Consider the following 19,865-nt stretch of genomic DNA (forward strand, 5'->3'; position numbering starts at 1 on the left):
GGGACCCCTTGGAATTGATCATCTAGGCCCCCCGCCCGGGCCTGCCCTTGCGTTCCGTCATGTGCCGGCCGAGGGTCTGCTTCTGCTTCCACTCCCGGCGGATCTCGGCGCGCAGCCGGGCGTCGGTGCGGGCGGCCAGGCGCGTGTTCTCGCGCAGCAGCTTGCGGTAGCTGTCCAGGCGCCGCCGCGGCAGCGACCCGTCCTCGACCGCGGCGAGCACCGCGCAGTCCGGCTCGGTGAGGTGCGCGCAGTCGTGGAAGCGGCACCGCTCGGCGAGCGCGTCGATCTCCGAGAACGCGCGTGCCACGCCGTCCTCGGCGTCCCACAGCCCCACCCCCCGCAGCCCGGGTGTGTCGATGAGCACCCCGCCCCACGGCAGCGGCAGCAGGTCGCGGGTGGTGGTGGTGTGCCGTCCCTTGCCGTCGCTGTCCCGGGTGGCCCGTACGTCCTGGACGGCCTCGCCGAGCAGCGCGTTGGCGAGCGTCGACTTGCCCGCGCCGGACTGCCCGAGCAGCACGGACGTCCCCGGGGCGAGGAGGGCGGCGAGCACGTCGAGCCCCTGCCCGGCGGCGGCGCTGACGGCCAGCACCTGCACGCCGGGCGCGGCCGCCTCGGTGTCGGCGACCAGGCCCGCCAGGGTGCCGGGGTCGGGCACCAGGTCGGCCTTGGTCAGCACGACCAGCGGGGCGGCGCCGCTCTCCCAGGCCAGGGCCAGGAAGCGCTCGACGCGGCCGAGGTCGAGGCCCACGGCGAGGGACACGGCGATCAGGGCGTGGTCGACGTTGGCGGCCAGGACCTGCCCGTCGGAGCGCTTGGAGGAGGTGGAGCGCACGAACGCGCTGCGGCGCGGCAGCAGCGCGTGCACCGCCCGGCGCCCGAGGTCGAGTGCGGCCCAGTCGCCGGTGCAGGCGGCGCGGACCGGGTCGGGCGAGGCGACGGGCGCGGTGCCGGCCCGTACGGTCGTGACGCCGAGCCCGTCCGCGGCGGGCACGACGGCCTCGCAGCTGCCCCGGTCGACACGCAGGATGCGCCCGGGCACGAGCCCCTGGTCCCGGTACGGGGAGAAGGCGTCGGCGACGACGTCGTCCCAGCAGTACGGGGTGAGCGGGTGGGAGGAGGAACCCGGGAAAGACGGGTGGGAGGAAGAAGAAGAGGAAGACACGGGAAGGCCCTTCGCGGGGCGGCCCCGGCGCGCGGACGTGTCAGGGTCGGACGTCAGCCGGCGGCCACGGAGGTGAGTGTGACGGACTGGGGAATCTGGGCAGCGCTCAGCGCCATGACAGCCATCGACGTCACCTCCTGCTCTTCCTCACCGGACAGCGGCCCTTCGCCGCATCGGCCCTGCGCCGTGTCCCGAAACGGCATCACCATAGCCCCGCCCCGCACCCGGGCACCACCGGTTTACGCCGGGCGGTCAGGCGGCGTGGCCCACGGTGGTCGCGGCGGCGGGCGGCCTGGGCCAGCCGAGCACCCCCGGCGTCCACCGCTCGCGGGAGGGCGCGGCGCCGCCCCGCGCGCCGCGCGTCTCGACCCGCCCGAAGGCCGCCGTCAGCGCGCCGGCCGCCGCTTCGGGCACGGTCCACGACCGTACGGTCCGGCGGCGGCCCTCACGAGGACGGCGGCCGGAGGCTTCCCGCGCGGCGGCTTCACGGGTGACCGGGGGTACGCCGCGATGCGCCGGGGGGGCGGCGTCTCAGGCCGCATCCCCCTTCCCCGACCCCGCAGCCCCCGCGCCGGGCGCGGACGGCGGGACCGGGGGCAGGGCAGGATCCGAAGCCGCGGACGCGCCGGGCACCGGTGCGGGGACCGGATCCGAGGCGGAGCCGCGGGCCGGCCGCGGGCCGGGTGACGCGGCGGGCGCCCGGTCCGCGGCCCCGTCCGCGGCGGACCTCGCGGGGTCCGGGCCGCGACCGGGGTGTCCCGGCCCGGTCGGAGACGGCCGGGCCGGCGCGGCCGGGGGCGGGGGCGGTGCGGGCGGCGCCGACCCGTCGTCCGCCGTGCGGTGGTCCCGGGCGCGGAGCGCGGCGAGGTCGGCCCGTTCGGCGCGGGCCGCTCCCCCGGCGCGCTCCGCGCGGGCCGCGGCCGTGGCCACCGACGGCCAGACCCGGTCGAAGGCCGCGTTGACGGCCGCGCCGACCAGCACCGCGAAGGCGGAGACGCCGATCCACAGCAGGACGGCGACGGGCGCGGCCAGCGATCCGTAGATCGTCGGCCCCTCCACGGTGTGGGTCAGGTAGATGCGCAGCAGGAAGCTGCCGAGCACCCAGATGGCCAGGGCCACCAGCGCGCCGGGGATGTCCTCGCGCCACGGCGAGCGCACCGGGACGGACACGTGGTAGAGGGTGGTGAGGAAGGCGATGGACAGCACCATGACGACGGGCCAGTACAGGCCGCGCACCAGGCTCTCGCTCCAGGGGACGATGTCCACGACCGCGTCCGGCCCGACGACCATCAGGGGCAGCGCCACGGCTCCCATGACGAGCGCGACGAGGTAGAGGAGGAAGGCCAGCAGCCGGGTGCGGACGATGCCGCGGCGGCCTTCGAGCCCGTACATGATGGTGATGGTGTCGACGAAGACGTTCACCGCGCGGGATCCCGACCACAGGGCGATGCCGAAGCCGAGGGAGATGACGTCGGGGCGGCCGCCCTGGGTGACGTCGTCCAGGAGGGGCCGGGCGATCTCGCGGACGCCCTTGTCGGACAGGACGGTGGCGGAGGCGTCGAGGATGTTGCGCCGCAGGGTGGCGACGGTGTGGGTGTCGGTCCACGCGTCGAGGTAGCCGAGGAGGCCGACCAAGCCGAGCAGCAGCGGCGGCAGGGACAGCAGGGTGAAGAAGGCGGCCTCGGCGGCGAGGCCGGTGACCCGGTACTCCATGCACGAGTGCACGGTGTCCTTCAGCAGCAGCCAGGCCATGCGGCGCCGGGTGACGCCCGGGCGGCGGCCGGCCTCGGCCGGCGCCGTGCCGGCCGTGGCGGGGCGGTACAGGGCGCGGGCCCTGTGGAGGCGTCCGGGCGGCGGCTGCCCGCGCTCCTCCGCCGGGGGTTGCTGTGCTGTCTGCACCTTCTCACCGCATCGAGGGCTTTTCATCCTGAGTTTACTGGGCGACCAGCGCGGATGTCCCGTACCGGGGCGGCGGCGGCGCGGCGGCGCGCGCGTGGTTGGCTTACCGGCATGAGCGACACCGTGACCACCTGGTACCTGGAGCAGACGGCCGCCTCGGACCTGGCCCCGGCGCGGGTGCCGGACCCGGCGGCGGGCGTGCGGATCGTACGGGCCGAGGTGCCGAGCCCCGAGCTGAGCCGCTTCCTGTACTCGGCGGTCGGGGCGGACGTGGCCTGGACCGACCGGCTGGTGTGGCCGCGGGAGCGGTGGCAGGCGTACCTGGAGCGGCCCGGGGTGGAGACGTGGATCGCCTACGAGCGGGGCACTCCGGCCGGGTACGTGGAGCTGGACGCCCAGGACGGCGGCACGGTGGAGATCGCGTACTTCGGGCTGCTGCCGGACTTCCGCGGCCGCGGCGTCGGCGGGCACCTGCTGTCGTACGGCACCGCGCGCGCCTGGGACCTGGCCGGCCGCTGGCACGGCCGGGAGCCGACCCGGCGGGTGTGGGTGCACACCTGCACCCTGGACGGGCCGCACGCGCTGGACAACTACCGAAAGCGGGGGTTCCGGCTGTACGACACGCGGACGGAGCCCGCGGCGGACGGGGCCGCGAAGCCTGCCTGAACGCGCCGCCGGAGAGCACCGGACCACCGGGCGAACCGGACGAACGACTCCGGCGGCGGACGGGCCGCGCGGCGCGCGCGGCGGACGGGCGGGCGCCCCGGGCAACTCGCCACTGTCCCACTATACGGGACATTGCCGTCCGAATACTGGATGACGGTGGACGCTCCGGAGACCGCCATGCGACGCTTCCGTCATGTCTCGTGGTGGAATCGCCTTGGTGAGTCGGCGGCACGTGGATCTCGGCCGCACGTACAGCGCCATCTGTCCAGCGCCCTGAGCCCCTCGCACTGCCGCAACCGCCCCTGCCCGACAAGCCCGCAGGCGAGCACCGCAGCCGCCCGCGTGCTGCCGCACCGGTCAACCGCCGCAGCGCCGTGCCCGCCTGCCGACACGCAGGTCACCTAGGGTGCGCGCGAGTTCCGCCCGCCGCACCGAGCCGCCCAGAAGGACACCTCGCCATGGCCGCCACACCGGACAGCCCCCGCCCGAAAACTCCTGCCCGCAAGCCTGGGCGCCGCCGCGGCGAAGGCCAGTGGGCCGCCGGCCACTTCACCCCGCTCAACGGCAACGAGCAGGTGAAGAAGGACGACGACGGTCTCAACGTACGGACACGTATTGAGACGATTTACGCGCACCGGGGCTTCCACTCCATCGACGGCGCCGACCTGCGCGGCCGGATGCGCTGGTGGGGCCTGTACACCCAGCGCAGGCCCGGCATCGACGGCGGCCGGACGGCCGTCCTGGAGCCGGAGGAGCTGGACGACGAGTACTTCATGATGCGCGTGCGCATCGACGGCGGGCGGCTGACCACTCGGCAGCTGCGCGTCATAGGCGAGATCTCGCAGGAGTTCGCCCGCGGCACCGCGGACATCACCGACCGGCAGAACATCCAGTACCACTGGATCCGCGTCGAGGACGTGCCCGAGATCTGGCGGCGCCTGGAGGCCGTGGGCCTGTCGAGCACCGAGGCGTGCGGCGACACGCCCCGGGTGATCCTCGGCTCGCCGGTCGCGGGCATCGCCGAGGACGAGATCATCGACGGCACTCCGGCCATTGACGAGATCCACCGCCGCGTGGTGGGCAACAAGGCGTTCTCCAACCTGCCGCGCAAGTTCAAGTCCGCGGTGTCCGGTTCGCCGCTGCTGGACGTCGTCCACGAGATCAACGACGTCTCCTTCGTCGGCGTACGCCACCCCGAGCACGGCCCCGGCTTCGACGTGTGGGTCGGCGGCGGCCTGTCGACCAACCCCAAGCTGGGCGTGCGGCTGGGCGCCTGGGTGCCGCTGGAGGAGGTGCCCGACGTCTTCGAGGGCGTCGTGTCCATCTTCCGCGACTACGGCTACCGGCGGCTGCGCGCCCGCGCGCGGCTGAAGTTCCTGGTCGCCGACTGGGGGGCGGAGAAGTTCCGCCAGGTGCTGGAGGAGAAGTACCTGCTGCGCACGCTGGTGGACGGCCCGGCGCCCGAGCAGCCCGCGGAGCGGTGGCGCGACCACGTGGGCGTGCACCGGCAGCGGGACGGCCGGTTCTACGTCGGGTTCGCGCCGCGCGTCGGCCGGGTGGACGGCGCCACCCTGACCAAGATCGCCGAGCTGGCCGAGGAGCACGGCTCCGGGCGGCTGCGCACCACCGTCGAGCAGAAGATGATCGTGCTGGACGTGCCGGGCGACCGGGTGGACTCGCTGGTGGCCGGTCTTGAGGCGCTGGACCTGACGGTGCGGCCGTCGACGTTCCGCCGCGGCACGATGGCCTGCACCGGCATCGAGTTCTGCAAGCTGGCGATCGTGGAGACCAAGGCGCGCGGCGCCTCGCTCGTGGACGAGCTGGAGCGCCGCCTGCCGGACTTCGACGAGCCCGTCACCATCAACCTCAACGGCTGCCCCAACGCGTGCGCGCGCATCCAGGTCGCCGACATCGGCCTCAAGGGCCAGCTCGTGCTCGACAGGGACGGCAACCAGGTCGAGGGCTACCAGGTGCACCTCGGCGGCGCGCTCGGCCTTCAGCCCTCCTTCGGCCGGAAGGTGCGCGGCCTGAAGGTCACCTCCGCCGAACTGCCCGACTACGTCGAGCGGGTGCTGCGCCGCTACCGGGAACAGCGCGGGGAGGGCGAGCGGTTCGCCACCTGGGCCGCCCGCGCCTCGGAGGCGGACCTGTCATGAGCGAGCGAGCCGCGCCGTTCTACTGCCCGTACTGCGGAGACGAGGACCTGCGCCCTTCCGAGGAGGCTCCCCGCGGCACCCAGACCCGCGGCACCGAGCCCCGCGGCGAGGGCGCGGCCTGGGAATGCCGGTCGTGCAATCGCGCGTTCCGCCTCTCGTTCCTCGGGCTGCTGGCCAAGGGCCTGCGGCGCGACCACCGCGAAGGGGGCACCACCTCATGAGCAACCAGCCGACGCCGCTGACCGAGCCGTCCGCGAACGCGGACGCGGGCAGCGCCGCGGACCTGAAGGAGCTGGCCGAACGGGCCGGCCGCGAGCTGGAGGACGCCCCGGCGCTGGAGATCCTGCGCTGGGCGGTCGGCACGTTCGGCCCGCGCTTCTGCGTCACCTCCTCGATGGAGGACGCCGTCGTGGCCCACCTGGCCTCCCGCGTCCAGCCGGGCGTGGACGTGGTCTTCCTGGACACCGGCTACCACTTCCCCGAGACCATCGGCACCCGCGACGCGGTGGCGGCGGTGATGGACGTGAACGTCGTCACCCTCACCCCCCGGCAGACCGTCGCCGAGCAGGACGCCGAGTACGGGCCGCGGCTGCACGACCGCGACCCGGACCTGTGCTGCGCGCTGCGCAAGGTCAAGCCCTTGGAGGAGGGCCTGGCCGGGTACGACGCGTGGGCGACCGGGCTGCGCCGCGACGAGTCCCCCACCCGCGCGGACACCCCCGTGGTCGGCTGGGACGCCCGGCGCGGAAAGGTGAAGGTCTCGCCGATCGCCCGCTGGACGCAGGCCGACGTGGACGCCTACGTCGCCGAGCACGGCGTGCTGGCCAACCCGCTGCTGTCCGACGGCTACGCCTCCATCGGCTGCGCGCCCTGCACCCGCCGGGTGCTGGCCGGCGAGGACGCGCGGGCCGGCCGCTGGGCGGGCCTGGGCAAGACCGAGTGCGGGCTGCACGGATGAGCCACCGCCGGGCGGCAGCCGCCGCCACCCCCCACAGCAGGCCCGGGAACCGGACCGTCCCCGGGCACGAGAGCACCACCAGGAGCGGGACATGACAGGCGCGACGATCTGGCTGACGGGTCTGCCCAGCGCGGGCAAGACCACGATCGCCCACGCGCTGGCCGAGCGGCTGCGCGGCGCGGGCCGCCGGGTGGAGGTGCTGGACGGCGACGAGATCCGCTCGTTCCTCACCGCGGGCCTCGGTTTCTCCCGCGAGGACCGGCACACCAACGTGCAGCGGATCGGCTTCGTCGCCGAGCTGCTGGCCTCCCACGGCGTCACCGTGCTGGTCCCGGTCATCGCCCCGTACGCGGACAGCCGCGAGGCGGTCCGCAAGCGCCACCAGGCGGAGGGCACCGCGTACCTGGAGGTCCACGTGGCCGCCCCGGTCGAGGTGTGCTCCGAGCGGGACGTCAAGGGGCTGTACGCCAAGCAGGCGGCGGGCGAGATAGCCGGGCTCACCGGGGTCGACGACCCGTACGAGGCGCCCGACTCCCCCGACCTGCGCATCGAGTCGCACACCCAGACGGTCCAGGAGTCGGCAGCCGCGCTGCACGGGCTGCTCGTGGAGAGGGGACTGGCGTGACGATCGCGACCGTGTCGAGCGAGAACACCGGGCACCCGTACGCGCTGTCGCACCTGGACGCGCTGGAGTCCGAGGCGGTGCACATCTTCCGGGAGGTGGCGGGCGAGTTCGAGCGGCCGGTGATCCTCTTCTCCGGCGGCAAGGACTCCATCGTCATGCTGCACCTGGCGCTGAAGGCGTTCGCCCCGGCGCCGGTGCCCTTCGCGCTGCTGCACGTGGACACCGGCCACAACTTCCCCGAGGTGCTGGCCTACCGGGACCGCACGGTGGCCCGGCACGGCTTGCGGCTGCACGTCGCCTCGGTGCAGGAGTTCATCGACTCCGGCGCGCTGCGCGAGCGGCCGGACGGCACCCGCAACCCGCTGCAGACGGTGCCGCTGCTGGACGCCATCGAGAAGAACCGATTCGACGCGGTGTTCGGCGGCGGGCGGCGGGACGAGGAGAAGGCCCGCGCCAAGGAGCGGGTGTTCTCGCTGCGCGACGAGTTCGGCGGCTGGGACCCGCGCCGCCAGCGGCCCGAGCTGTGGCAGCTGTACAACGGGCGGCACGCGCCGGGCGAGCACGTGCGCGTCTTCCCGCTCAGCAACTGGACCGAGCTGGACGTGTGGCAGTACATCGCCCGGGAGGGCATCGAGCTGCCCGCCATCTACTACGCCCACGAGCGCGAGGTCTTCCTGCGCGGCGGCATGTGGCTGGCGCCGGGCGCGTGGGGCGGCCCGAAGGACGGCGAGCCGCTGGAGCGCCGGCAGGTGCGCTACCGCACCGTCGGCGACATGTCCTGCACCGGGGCGGTGGACTCCGACGCGGTCACCATCAAGCAGGTCATAGCGGAGATCGCCGCGTCCCGGCTGACCGAGCGGGGTGCCACGCGCGCCGACGACAAGCTGTCGGAGGCCGCGATGGAGGACCGCAAGCGCGAGGGGTACTTCTGATCATGAGCACCAGCACCACGAGCGGCGCCGCCGACGGCGCGCGGACCGAGGCCGCCACCTCCCTGCTGCGCTTCGCCACCGCCGGCTCGGTCGACGACGGCAAGTCCACCCTGGTCGGCCGGCTGCTGCACGACTCCAAGTCGGTGCTCGCCGACCAGCTGGAGGCGGTCGAGCACGCCTCCCGCAGCCGCGGCGCGGACGCGCCGGACCTGGCGCTGCTGACCGACGGGCTGCGGGCCGAGCGCGAGCAGGGCATCACCATCGACGTGGCCTACCGCTACTTCGCCACCCCGCGGCGGCGGTTCATCCTCGCCGACACGCCCGGGCACGTGCAGTACACCCGCAACATGGTCACCGGCGCGTCCACCGCCGAGCTGGCCGTGGTGCTGGTGGACGCGCGCAACGGCGTGGTGGAGCAGACCCGCCGGCACGCCGCGGTGGCCGCGCTGCTGCGCGTGCCGCACCTGGTCCTCGCGGTCAACAAGATGGACCTGGTCGGCTACGCCGAGCCGGTGTTCGCGCGGATCGCCGAGGAGTTCACCGCGTACGCCGCCTCGCTGGGCGTGCCGGACATCACCACTATCCCGGTCTCCGCGCTCGCCGGGGACAACGTGGTGACCCCCTCGGCGCACATGGACTGGTACGGCGGGCCCACCGTGCTGGAGCACCTGGAGACCGTGCCGGTGGGCGCCGACCCGTCCGGCGACCCGGCGCGCTTCCCCGTGCAGTACGTCATCCGCCCGCAGACCGCCGAGCACCCCGACTACCGGGGCTACGCGGGCCAGATCGCCTCCGGTGTGCTGCGCGTCGGCGACCCGGTCACCGTGCTGCCCTCGGGCCGTACCAGCACCGTCGCGGGGATCGACGCGCTGGGCGAGCCGGTGGACGCCGCGTGGGCGCCGCAGTCGGTGACCGTGCGGCTCGCGGACGACCTGGACGTCTCGCGCGGCGACCTGATCGCCCCCAGCGGCGAGGCGCCCGAGGTCACCCAGGACGTGGAGGCGACCGTCTGCCACCTGCACGACCGGCCGCTGCGGGTGGGCGACCGGGTGCTGCTGAAGCACACCACGCGCACCGTGAAGGCCATCGTCAAGGACATCCCGTCCCGGCTCACCCTGGGGGATCTGTCGCACCACGCGGCGCCGGGCGAGCTGACGGCCAACGACATCGGCCGGGTACGGGTCCGTACCGCGCAGCCGCTGGCGCTGGACCCGTACGCGCGCTCGCGCCGGACGGGGTCCTTTCTGCTGATCGACCCCGCCGACGGCACGACGCTGACGGCGGGGATGGCGGGCGAGTCGTTCGCGACCGCGCCCGCGAAGGAAGAAGAGAACGACGAGGGGTGGGACTTCTAGGCCATGGCTGGAGAAGCGTTTTCGACGTTCGCGAAGGAGGGGGGCCGCGTGGGCAGCGGTCTCCTCGGCAGCGGTCAGGGAGGAGTGGGCCGATGTGCGTTCTGACCTCGTACCCCCGCTCCCATTCGCATGACGACCACCGAACCACCGCACTGCCGGGCGTCCCCCACGCCAGCCCCGGCTCGCTGAGAGGAAGCACCTCCCCGTGTCTGCCGAAAGCACCACTACCGCTCCATCCGCACCACGATCCACCGCGAGGCGGTCCGCCCGGTCCGGCCGTACGCGTCTCGTCGCCGCCGCTGCCGTACTCCCCCTGCTGATCGCCGCTCTCGGCGCCTGCGGTTACGGCTCCCAGAAGGACGACGACACGACCACGAACGCCGCGGCCGGCGGCGAGAAGGTCGACGGCCTGGACAAGGTCAAGATCGGCTACTTCGCCAACCTGACGCACGCCACCGCCCTGGTGGGTCTGGGCAAGGGGGGACTGATCCAGAAGGAGCTGGGCGGGACGGCCGTGCAGCCGTTCGTGTTCAACGCCGGCCCCTCGGAGATCGAGGCGCTGAACGCCGGGTCGATCGATATCGGCTGGATCGGCCCGTCGCCGTCCATCAACGGCTACGTGAAGTCGCACGGCAAGAACCTCAAGATCATATCGGGTTCCGCGTCCGGCGGCGTGAAGCTCGTGGTCAACCCGAAGAAGATCAAGACCCTGGACGACGTCAAGGGCAAGAAGATCGCCACCCCGCAGCTCGGCAACACCCAGGACGTGGCCTTCCTCAACTGGATCTCCGAGCGCGGCTGGAAGGTCGACGCGCAGAGCGGCAAGGGCGACGTGTCCGTAGTCCGCACGGACAACAAGATCACCCCCGACGCGTACAGGTCCGGCTCGATCGACGGCGCGTGGGTGCCCGAGCCGACCGCCTCCAAGCTGGTCGCCGAGGGCGCCAAGGTGCTCCTGGACGAGAGCAGCCTGTGGCCGGACAAGAAGTTCGTGATCACGAACGTGATCGTGTCGCAGTCCTTCCTGAAGAAGCACCCGGCCGTGGTGGAGGCCGTGCTGCGCGGTTCGGTGCGCACCAACGCGTGGATCCAGGCGCACTCCGGCGAGGCCAAGGCGGCCGCCAACGAGGCGATCAAGCGGGAGACCGGCAAGGCGCTGCCGCCGGCGGTCGTCGACCCGGCGTGGCAGAGCATTCAGGTCATCGACGACCCGCTCGCGGCGACGCTGAACACCGAGGCGGACCACGCGGTCCAGGCGGGGCTGCTGAAGAAGCCCGACCTGTCCGGCATCTACGACCTGACGCTGCTCAACAAGGTCCTCAAGGCCGAGGGCAAGCCCACGGTGTCCACCGCAGGTCTCGGTGCGCAGTAGCCCGCCCGAACGTACGCGACTTACGGAGGTGACCGGATCATGAGCACGGCACTGACCACCGAGACCACGCAGAAGGCCGCCGCGTCCGCCGGCCGGGCGGACGGCACGGCCGCGGCCGTGCGCCTGGACCACGTGCACAAGGCGTTCGGCAGGCCCGGACGCGCCGTGCAGCACGTCCTGGAGGACATCACCCTCGACGTGCGGCCTGGAGAGTTCGTGTGCCTGCTGGGCGCGTCGGGCTGCGGCAAGTCCACGCTGCTCAACCTCGTCGCGGGCCTGGACAAGCCGTCCACCGGCACCATCGAGGTGCCCGGCAAGCGGCCCGCGCTGATGTTCCAGGAGCACGCGCTGTTCCCGTGGCTCACCGCGGGGAAGAACATCGAGCTGGCCCTGAGGCTGCGCGGCGTGCCGCGCGCCGACCGCAGGCCACGCACGGAGCGGCTGCTGGAGCTGGTCCGGCTCGGCGGCGCGTACGGCAAGCGGGTGCACGAGCTGTCCGGCGGCATGCGGCAGCGGGTCGCGCTGGCCCGCGCGCTGGCGCAGGACTCCAGCGTGCTGCTGATGGACGAGCCGTTCGCCGCGCTCGACGCCATCACCCGCGACGTGCTGCACGACGAGCTGACCCGGATCTGGAGCGAGACGGGCGTGTCCATCCTGTTCGTCACGCACAACGTGCGGGAGGCGGTACGGCTCGCGCAGCGCGTGATCCTGCTGTCCTCCCGCCCGGGGCGGGTCGTGCGGGAGTGGACGGTGGACATCCCGCAGCCGCGCCGCATCGAGGACGCGGCCGTGGCGGACCTGTCCGTCGAGATCACCGAGGAACTGCGGGGGGAGATCCGTCGGCATGGCAAGCACTGACACCACGGGCGGCGGGGCGCCGCAGGAGGCACCCCCCGCTCCCGACCTGACGAAGGCGGGGGCTCCCCGGGACCGCGGTCCCGGGGAGCCCCCCCAGGGCGGTCCGCGGGAGGCCGGGCCCGCGGGCTCGGACNCCAGGGCGGTCCGCGGGAGGCCGGGCCCGCGGGCTCGGACCTCGCGGGCCTGGAGGCCGGACTCGACGCCCTGGACGCGGTGCAGGTCCGGCGCACGCCGGTCACTGAGGTCCTACTGCACAAGGTCCTGCCTCCGGTGGTGGCCGTCGCCCTGGTGCTGGCCATCTGGAAGGGCCTGGTCTGGGCGAAGGTCACCGACGACTACAAGCTCCCCGACCCGCGCCTGGTGTGGGACGCCCTGCACCAGCTGTGGGTCGAGGGGGAGCTGATCGACATCATCTGGACCAGCGTCTCGCGGGGCCTGTTCGGCTTCCTCATCGCGCTGGCGATCGCCACCCCGCTGGGGCTGATCGTCGCGCGGGTGCCGTTCGTACGCGCCGCGCTCGGTCCGATCCTGTCGGGACTCCAGTCGCTGCCGTCGGTCGCCTGGGTGCCGCCCGCGGTGATCTGGCTGGGCCTCAACGACTCGATGATGTACACCGTCATCCTGCTCGGCGCGGTCCCGTCCATCGCCAACGGGCTGGTCTCCGGCATCGACCAGGTGCCGCCGCTGTTCCTGCGCGCCGGGCGGACGCTCGGCGCCAAGGGGCTGACCAGCGCCTGGTACGTGCTGCTGCCCGGCGCCCTGCCCGGCTACGTGGCCGGGCTGAAGCAGGGCTGGGCGTTCTCCTGGCGCTCCCTGATGGCCGCGGAGATCATCGCCAACTCCCCGGACCTGGGCCTGGGCCTGGGGCAGTTCCTGGAGAACCAGCGCAACAACTCCGACATGGCGGGCGTGCTGCTCGCCATCATCCTCATCCTGTTCGTCGGCATCGCCATCGACCTGCTGATCTTCAGTCCGCTGGAGCGGTACGTCCTGCGCAGCCGGGGCCTGCTGGCGAACACCCGGTGAGACACTCCTCGATGTCCCTTCTGTCCGATCACCCCAACCCCCCGCCGAAATCCTGTTGATGCACCGTCCGGAAGCCCCCGTCCTCGTCGTCGTAGCCCACGGCAGCCGCGATCCGCGGCACGCGGCGACCGTCAGCGCGCTCAGCGCGCGCGTGCGGTCGCTGCGGCCGGGGCTGCGCGTCGAGACGGCCTTCCTCGATTTCAACGCCCCCCGCGTGCCAGGCGTGCTCTCGCGCCTGGCCGCGGCGGGCACGCGGGACGTGGTGGCCCTGCCGCTGCTGCTGAACCGCGCCTACCACGCCAAGGCCGACATCCCGGCCGTCCTGCGGACCGCGACCGCCCGGCACCCGGGCCTCGCCGTCCGCCGCGCCGAGGTCCTCGGCCCCTCTCCCCTGCTCACCGCCGCCCTGGAGCGGCGGCTGGCCGGAGCCGGGCTGCGCCCGGCCGACCGCCACCGCACCGGGGTGGTCCTGGCCTGCGCCGGGTCCACCGACACCGCGGCGCTCGCGGTGATCGCGGCGCTGGCCCGGGACTGGCGGCAGGCCGGCGGCTGGCGCGCCGTGCGGCCCGCGTTCGCCGCCGCGTCCCGGCCCGGGAGGGCGGACCTGCCCACGACGGCGGACGCGGTACGGGCGCTGCGCGCCGAGGGCGTACGGCGGGTCGCCGTCGCGCCGTACCTGGTCGCTCCCGGGCTGCTGCCCGACCGCATCGCCGCCGGCGCCCGCGAGGCGCGCGCGGACGTCCTGGCGGACGTGCTCGGCCCGGCCCCGGAGCTGGCCCGGCTCCTGCTGCTGCGCTACGACGAGGCCGTCGCCCGGGAGCGCACCGGCCCGGCCCGGCTGACGGCCTGACGGCCCGGCGCGCCGCCGGTCCGTACTCCCGTTTCCGCGGACCGGTGTACGGGGCCCGCGCGGTCCCGCCTGGCGGTCATCCCTCCGGGTAGAACGGGGAGAGCGTGCAGCCACGTACGTGTAAGGGGCTGCCTTCCGGGGAGGTAGGGATACCCCCACTTCCTGAGGTGGAGAAGACAGCGCGCCGGTTCACCGGCCAGCAGGATGGGTCGGCCCTTTATGCGCCCCTAACGTCATGGGCAGAGTGGTGGCACCGGGCCGCCACCGCGGTGAATGAGGGGTCGTCGTGGCGGAATCAGGCCGCATGGACAGACCGCGCGGGCTGGCCGCCCGTGCGGGCAGTTGGAGCGCACGGCACCGGTGGGCCGCCGTGGGCGGCTGGGTCGTGTTCGTCATCCTCGCCCTGGCCATCGGTTCGATGGCCGGCCGGACCGACGTGACGGACAGCGAGTCGATGGCCGGCGACGCCGGGCGCGCCGCCCGCATCCTGGAGGACGCGGGCATCGTCGACCCGGCGGCCGAGACCGTGCTGGTCCAGGCGAAGAACGCGGGCACCACGACGTCCGCCCCGGAGTTCCGCCGGACCGTCGACGCGGTGATCGGCGCGGTGCGCGGCACCGGCGAGGTCACGGCCGTCGAGTCCCCGTACACCAGCGGGGCGATATCCGCCGACAAGCGCTCCGCGCTCGTCCAGTTCGAGATGCGCGGCGACCCGGACGACGCGTCCTCCCGCGTCCAGCCGGTGCTGGACGCCGTGGCGAAGGTGGGGGACACGCATCCGGACCTGCGCGTGGAGCAGTTCGGCGACGCGAGCGGCGAGAAGGCGTTCGACGACGCGTTCGGCGACGACTTCACCAAGGCCGAGTACTCGGCGCTGCCGGTGGCCCTGGGCATTCTGCTGATCGCCTTCGGCGCGCTGGTCGCCGCGCTGCTGCCGGTGGCGCTGGCGATGTCCGCGTTCCTGGCCACCACCGGCCTGGTCGCCGTCGTCAGCCACGTGGTGCACATGTCCGACACCGCCGACTCCGTCATGCTGCTGGTCGGCCTCGCCGTCGGCGTCGACTACTGCCTGTTCTACCTGCGGCGCGAGCGGGAGGAGCGGGAGAAGGGCCACGACCCGCAGACCGCGCTGCGCATCGCGGCCGCCACCTCCGGCCGGGCCATCGTGGTCTCCGGCGTCACCGTCATCGTGGCCATGGCGGGCATGCTGTTCACCGGGGTCGCGGACTTCGAGGCCATGGGCCTGGCCACGCTGATGGTGGTCGCGGTCGCGGTCGTCGGCTCGGTGACCGTGCTGCCCGCCCTGCTGTCGCTGCTCGGCGAGCGGGTCGAGAAGGGCCGCCTGCCGTTCCTGGGCCGCCGGCGCCGGCGGGCCGGCGGCCGCCGCGGCGGCGGCAACGAGAGCCGGTTCTGGCGCGCGGTGCTGCGGCCCGTCCTGCGCAGCCCGAAGGCCGCCCTCGCGATCGCCGGCGGCGCGCTGGTCCTCATCGCCCTGCCCGCCACGGGCATGAAGACGGCGAACCTCACGCTGGACCAGGAGTTCGACTCCTCCATGCCGATCGTCGCGGCGTACGAGCGCATCAACGACGCCTTCCCCGGCGGCCCGGACCCGGCGCAGGTGGTCGTCAAGGCCGGAGACATCGACGCGCCGCCGGTGCGCCAGGCCATCGACCGGTTCCGCGCCGAGGCCGTGGCCAAGGGCGCCTCCAAGGGCCCGGTCGAGGTCGCCTACCACACCCGGGAGAACGTCGCCGTCATCCAGGTGCCGCTGGCCGGCGGCGCCGACGAGGACGTCAACCAGCGCAGCCTCGCCATCCTGCGCACCCAGGTGGAACCCGACACGCTGGGCCGGGTGGACGGCGTCACCGCGCCCATCGGCGGCTCCACCGCGTCGTCGAAGGACTTCAACGACAAGATCGGCTCCGCCGTCGTGCCGGTCTTCCTCTTCGTGGTCGTCTTCGCCTTCCTGCTGATGCTGATGTCCTTCCGGTCGCTGACGATCGCCGTGACGTCCATCGCCCTGAACCTGCTGTCGGTGGGCGCCGCGTACGGCATCCTCACCGCCGTCTTCCAGCACGGCTGGGGCGCCGGGCTGGTCGGCGCGACGGGCGTGGGCGCGGTCGTGGCCTGGCTGCCGCTGTTCCTGTTCGTGATCCTGTTCGGGCTGAGCATGGACTACCACGTCTTCGTGGTCTCCCGGATCCGCGAGGCGCGGATGGCCGGGCGCACCACCAAGGACGCGGTGGTGCACGGCGTGGTGACCACGGCGGGCGTCGTCACCAGCGCGGCGGTCATCATGGTGGCGGTCTTCGCGATCTTCGGCACGCTGTCGATGCAGAGCATGAAGCAGATGGGCGTGGGCCTCGCGGCGGCCGTGCTCATCGACGCCACCGTGATCCGCGGCGTGCTGCTGCCCGCGGTGATGGCACTGCTGGGCGAACGCAACTGGTACCTGCCGAAGTGGCTGCACCGGCTGCCCGACCTGACGCACGACGACCCGGCCCTGGCCGGGGCCCCGGCCGCCCCGGCCGCCCCGGTCCGGCCCGGCGACCTGGACGAGCGTCCGCAGCCGGTCCGGCTGTAGCCCCGGCCGCCGCCCGGTCCGGCCTCCGGCCCCCGCTTCCCGCGCTCTCCGGCGCGGCGGGCGGGGGCCTCGCCGTCTGCGCCTGCGCGCGGGCGGGGCCGTCCCCGGCCGCCGGGCGCGTACGGGAGACTGGGCGGTGCGGCAGAGCAGAACACAGCGGTACGGACCTCAGCGGACGGAAGGGGGCCGGGTGGCCGGTGCGGCGTTCACCCAGGAGCGGGCCCGCGCGGTGCTCGCGGCGGCCGGGCTGCCGCACGGCCCCGGCGACGCGCCGCTGCTCGCGCTCGGCGAGAACGCGGTGTTCGCGGCGGGCGGCCTGGTGGTCAAGGTCGGGCGCGCACCGGGGCTCGCCGAGCGCGCCGAGCGGGAGGTGCGCGTGGCGACGTGGCTCGCGGAGCGCGGCGTGCCCGCCGTGCGGCCCGCAGAACCGGCCGCGCGGCTGGTCGACGGGCACCCGGTGACGCTGTGGCACCGGCTGCCCGGCGCCGTGCGCCCCGCCGCTCCCGCGGACCTGGCCCGCCTGCTGCGGCTCGTCCACGCCCTCCCCCGCCCGCCCTTCGCCCTGCCGCCGCGCGACCTGCTGGGCGGCGTCGAGCGCTGGCTGCGGCTGGCGGGCGACGCCGTCGACCCGGCCGACGCGGCCTACCTGCGCGCCCGGCGGGACGACCACGCCGCGGCCGCGCGCGAGCTGACGCCCCGCCTGCCGCCCGGCCCGCTGCACGGCGACGCGCTGCCGCGCAACGTGCACGTCGGACCGGACGGCCCGGTCCTGGTCGACCTGGAGACCTTCTCCGCCGACCTGCGCGAGCACGACCTCGTCGTCATGGCCCTGACCCGCGACCGCTACGGGCTCGCCCCGGGCGCGTACGAGGAGTTCACCGCGGCGTACGGCTGGGACGTGCGCGAGTGGGACGGCTGCGCGGTCCTGCGCGGCGCGCGGGAGACCGCGAGCTGCGCCTGGGTCGCCCAGCACGCGCCGGCCGACCCGGCGGCCCGGGAGGAGTTCCGCCGCCGCGTGGCGTCGCTGCGGGCGGGAGACCCGGCGGTGCGCTGGCGCGCCTTCTGACCCGCGCCCTCCCGGCCCGCCGCCGCGCGGACCGGGAGGAGCCGCCGGACCTAGGCCGTGTCGTTTGGCTCAGGGCGGGCTCGCGACGCCCGGCACGCGCGTCTGCGGCGTTGTCGTCGTCGCACGCAGTGCCGCTGCGCTCTCCTCCTCCGCCTTGCAGCCACACGCACCGGACGCCGCTCCCTGATCCACCCTGATCCAAACGACACGGCCTACCCCACCGCCGCCTCCACCTCCCGCATCGGCCAGGTGCCGTCCACCACCGCCTCCGGCGTGCCCTTCCGCCGCAGCCAGGACTGGAAGTCGGCCGCCCACCGCGCGTGCCAGCCGACCTGCTTGCGGTGCAGCTCCCACAGGTCGAGCCCGGCCACCTGGCCGTGCCGCTCGGCGACCGCGCGGGCGACCCGCACCGCCGCCAGCGCGTCGGCGCCCGCCTCGTGCGCCCGGTCGTGCGTCACCCCGTACACCCCGCACACCGCCTCCAGGGTGCGCTTGCCCTTGCGGTAGCGGTCGACGGCGCGGTCTATGGTGTACGGGTCCACGACCGGGCCGGGCTCCGCGCCGCCGAGCCGGTCGGTCAGCGAGCGCAGGCCGTACCGCCGCAGCTCGGCGGACAGCAGGCTCAGGTCGAACGCCGCGTTGTACGCCACCACCGGGGCGCCGGCGCGCCAGTGGCCCGCGAGCGCGTCCGCGACCTCGTCGGCGACCTCGCGCGCGGGCCGCCCCTGCTCGGCCGCGCGCTCGCTGGTGATGCCGTGCACGGACACCGCGCCGGCCGGGATGGGCACGCCCGGGTCGGCCAGCCATTCCCGGCGCCGCACCGGCTCCCCGCCCCGCGCCTCGACGACGGCCGCCGTGACGATGCGCGCCTCGCGCGGATCCGTGCCCGTCGTCTCCAGGTCGAATCCGATCAGCAGCTCCTGGTGCCAGCTCATGGACGCCCTCCTTCGCCGCACTTTCCCCCGGTTTCCCCCCGGTTGAGTACCAGCTTTTCACGCACCACTGACAACGGCCGTGCCGTGCCCGGGCGGTGGCGCCGCGCCGCCGCGGCCGCGCGGCGCGCCGTACCCACGGTCCGTCATGGTCAGGAGACCGGGCGGGAGTCGGTCCACACGCCCTCGAACTCCTCCCGGTAGGTGTCGAACAGCCCGGCGTCCCCGGTCGGGTCCGCCCGGCCGCCGCCCTCCCGGGCCGGGCCCTCCCGCAGCAGGCGCCCGCCGCCGCGCAGCACCAGCACCGGCGACTCCATGCCCCGCGCGCGGCGCAGGTACGGCTGGATGACGGCGACGCCGTCCGGCCCGTCGCCGTCGACCAGGTAGGCGGAGAACCGGGGCGTCTCGTCGAAGACGTGGATCTCGAACGCGCCCGGGTCCCGCAGCCGGGCCCGCACCCGCCGCAGGTGCAGGATGTTCATCTCCACCGACCGGCTCATCTCGCCCTTCTTCAGGCCCAGTTCCCGCTCGCGCCGGCGCACGGCGCTGCTGGCCGGGTTGAGGAACAGCAGCCGCGCCCGGCATCCGGCCTCGGCGAGCCGGACCAGGCGCCGCCCGGAGTAGTTCTGGACCAGGAGGTTGAGGCCTATGCCGACCGCGTCGAGGCGGCGGGCCCCGGCGAACAGGTCCTCGGCGGGCAGCTGCCGCTGGAGCCGTACGCGGTCGGGGTGGACGCCGACGACGTCCGCGTACCGGTCGCCGACCAGGTCCTCGACCGCGTCGATGGGCAGCCGGTCGGCGGGCGGGGCGCCCGCGCCGCCGCCCAGGATGTCCAGTATGCGGGCGGCCGCGCGCTCGGCCTGGGCCAGGACGGCCTCGGACAGCGACCGGTTGCGGGACACGACGTTGCGCGCCACCTCCAGCTCGTCCAGGGCGAGTTCGAGATCGCGCCGGTCGTCCATGTAGGGCTCGAAGCACGGCCAGTGCTGGACGAGCAGTTCCCGCAGCTGCGGCAGCGACAGGAAGCTGAGGACGGTGTCGTCGGCCGGGTCGAGCAGGTAGCCCTTGCGGCGGCTCACCTCGCGGACGGCGGCGGCCCGCTGGACCCACTCGTGGCCCGCGGGCCCGGCGGCGGCCACCACCCACTCGTCGCCGTGCACCGGCTCGTAGATGGGCCGCAGCACGGCGGCGACCACCGCGCGCAGCCGCTGTTCGACGATGTTCAGCCACACGTAGCCCCGCCCGGCCCGGCGTGCCCGGGTCCGTACCTCGGCCCAGGCGTCGGCGCCCCAGTCCAGTTCCGCTCCGATCTCCCTCGGACGGGCCAGGGAGACGGCGCCGGGCGGCGACGTGCCGGTGGCGCTGTCACCCCCGGGACCTCCGTTCCCTGGGGGCAGTTCCAGCCCGCCCGAGCTCACCTGCGC

17 protein-coding genes and 1 pseudogene are annotated in these 19,865 nt (G+C 74.4%); 13 read left to right on the plus strand and 5 right to left on the minus strand.

All coding sequences use genetic code 11. The features are described from left to right. Positions 1-22: 22 nt before the first annotated feature. From rsgA to RKE29_RS07135, 3 genes are all read right to left on the minus strand, one after another. Positions 23-1,162, minus strand: a complete 1,140-nt coding sequence (rsgA, locus tag RKE29_RS07125; RefSeq protein ID WP_312004204.1) for a ribosome small subunit-dependent GTPase A — start codon at positions 1,160-1,162, stop codon at positions 23-25. Positions 1,163-1,414: 252 nt separating this feature from the next. Beyond that, positions 1,415-1,576 carry a hypothetical protein gene (locus RKE29_RS07130; protein WP_312004205.1) on the minus strand — a complete coding sequence of 54 codons (162 nt, stop codon included), beginning with the start codon at positions 1,574-1,576 and terminating at the stop codon, positions 1,415-1,417. Positions 1,577-1,693: 117 nt separating this feature from the next. Then, positions 1,694-2,914, minus strand: a complete 1,221-nt coding sequence (locus RKE29_RS07135) for a YhjD/YihY/BrkB family envelope integrity protein (protein WP_312004228.1) — start codon at positions 2,912-2,914, stop codon at positions 1,694-1,696. A 258-nt stretch (positions 2,915-3,172) separates the two neighbouring features. Between RKE29_RS07135 and RKE29_RS07140 the strand changes: the two genes are divergently transcribed. From RKE29_RS07140 to RKE29_RS07200, 13 genes and pseudogenes are all read left to right on the plus strand, one after another. Then, a complete protein-coding gene (locus RKE29_RS07140) occupies positions 3,173-3,727 on the plus strand; it encodes a GNAT family N-acetyltransferase (protein ID WP_312004206.1) in 555 nt (184 codons plus the stop codon). Positions 3,728-4,185: 458 nt separating this feature from the next. Further along, on the plus strand, positions 4,186-5,883 hold the full coding sequence (locus RKE29_RS07145; protein ID WP_312004207.1) for a nitrite/sulfite reductase: 1,698 nt from the start codon (positions 4,186-4,188) through the stop codon (positions 5,881-5,883). Continuing rightward, a complete protein-coding gene (locus tag RKE29_RS07150; protein WP_312004208.1) occupies positions 5,880-6,104 on the plus strand; it encodes a hypothetical protein in 225 nt (74 codons plus the stop codon). The genes RKE29_RS07145 and RKE29_RS07150 overlap by 4 nt, the downstream gene beginning before the upstream one ends. Continuing rightward, positions 6,101-6,841 carry a phosphoadenylyl-sulfate reductase gene (locus RKE29_RS07155; protein ID WP_312004209.1) on the plus strand — a complete coding sequence of 247 codons (741 nt, stop codon included), beginning with the start codon at positions 6,101-6,103 and terminating at the stop codon, positions 6,839-6,841. The genes RKE29_RS07150 and RKE29_RS07155 overlap by 4 nt, the downstream gene beginning before the upstream one ends. Positions 6,842-6,920: 79 nt before the next feature. Beyond that, positions 6,921-7,466: pseudogene (gene cysC, locus RKE29_RS07160) on the plus strand (adenylyl-sulfate kinase); the annotation flags it as partial. Next, positions 7,463-8,398, plus strand: coding sequence for a sulfate adenylyltransferase subunit CysD (gene cysD, locus RKE29_RS07165; protein WP_312004210.1), 936 nt, complete (start codon positions 7,463-7,465; stop codon positions 8,396-8,398). The pseudogene cysC and the gene cysD, both read left to right, overlap by 4 nt. A 2-nt stretch (positions 8,399-8,400) precedes the next feature. Beyond that, positions 8,401-9,753 carry a GTP-binding protein gene (locus RKE29_RS07170; protein WP_312004211.1) on the plus strand — a complete coding sequence of 451 codons (1,353 nt, stop codon included), beginning with the start codon at positions 8,401-8,403 and terminating at the stop codon, positions 9,751-9,753. A gap of 313 nt (positions 9,754-10,066) precedes the next feature. Further along, entirely contained in the window at positions 10,067-11,125 is a 1,059-nt protein-coding gene (locus tag RKE29_RS07175; RefSeq protein ID WP_312004229.1) for an aliphatic sulfonate ABC transporter substrate-binding protein, read from the plus strand. Between the two features lie 39 nt (positions 11,126-11,164). Continuing rightward, positions 11,165-11,983, plus strand: coding sequence for an ABC transporter ATP-binding protein (locus tag RKE29_RS07180; protein WP_312004212.1), 819 nt, complete (start codon positions 11,165-11,167; stop codon positions 11,981-11,983). Positions 11,984-12,166: 183 nt separating this feature from the next. Next, on the plus strand, positions 12,167-13,009 hold the full coding sequence (locus RKE29_RS07185) for an ABC transporter permease (protein WP_312004230.1): 843 nt from the start codon (positions 12,167-12,169) through the stop codon (positions 13,007-13,009). A gap of 58 nt (positions 13,010-13,067) precedes the next feature. Further along, positions 13,068-13,859, plus strand: coding sequence for a CbiX/SirB N-terminal domain-containing protein (locus tag RKE29_RS07190; RefSeq protein WP_312004213.1), 792 nt, complete (start codon positions 13,068-13,070; stop codon positions 13,857-13,859). A gap of 304 nt (positions 13,860-14,163) precedes the next feature. Continuing rightward, the gene (locus tag RKE29_RS07195; RefSeq protein ID WP_312004214.1) at positions 14,164-16,443 is read left to right on the plus strand and encodes an MMPL family transporter; all 2,280 of its coding nucleotides are present in this window, start codon (positions 14,164-14,166) and stop codon (positions 16,441-16,443) included. A 190-nt stretch (positions 16,444-16,633) separates the two neighbouring features. Then, entirely contained in the window at positions 16,634-17,509 is an 876-nt protein-coding gene (locus RKE29_RS07200; protein ID WP_312004215.1) for an aminoglycoside phosphotransferase family protein, read from the plus strand. Between the two features lie 212 nt (positions 17,510-17,721). On the opposite strand, the gene RKE29_RS07205 is transcribed toward RKE29_RS07200, so the two are convergent. After that, a complete protein-coding gene (locus RKE29_RS07205) occupies positions 17,722-18,444 on the minus strand; it encodes a 3'-5' exonuclease (protein WP_312004216.1) in 723 nt (240 codons plus the stop codon). Positions 18,445-18,593: 149 nt separating this feature from the next. After that, the gene (locus RKE29_RS07210; RefSeq protein WP_312004217.1) at positions 18,594-19,859 is read right to left on the minus strand and encodes an SAV2148 family HEPN domain-containing protein; all 1,266 of its coding nucleotides are present in this window, start codon (positions 19,857-19,859) and stop codon (positions 18,594-18,596) included. Positions 19,860-19,865: the final 6 nt, after the last annotated feature.

Source organism: Streptomyces sp. B1866 (genome assembly GCF_031932565.1).
Lineage (GTDB): Bacteria > Actinomycetota > Actinomycetes > Streptomycetales > Streptomycetaceae > Streptomyces.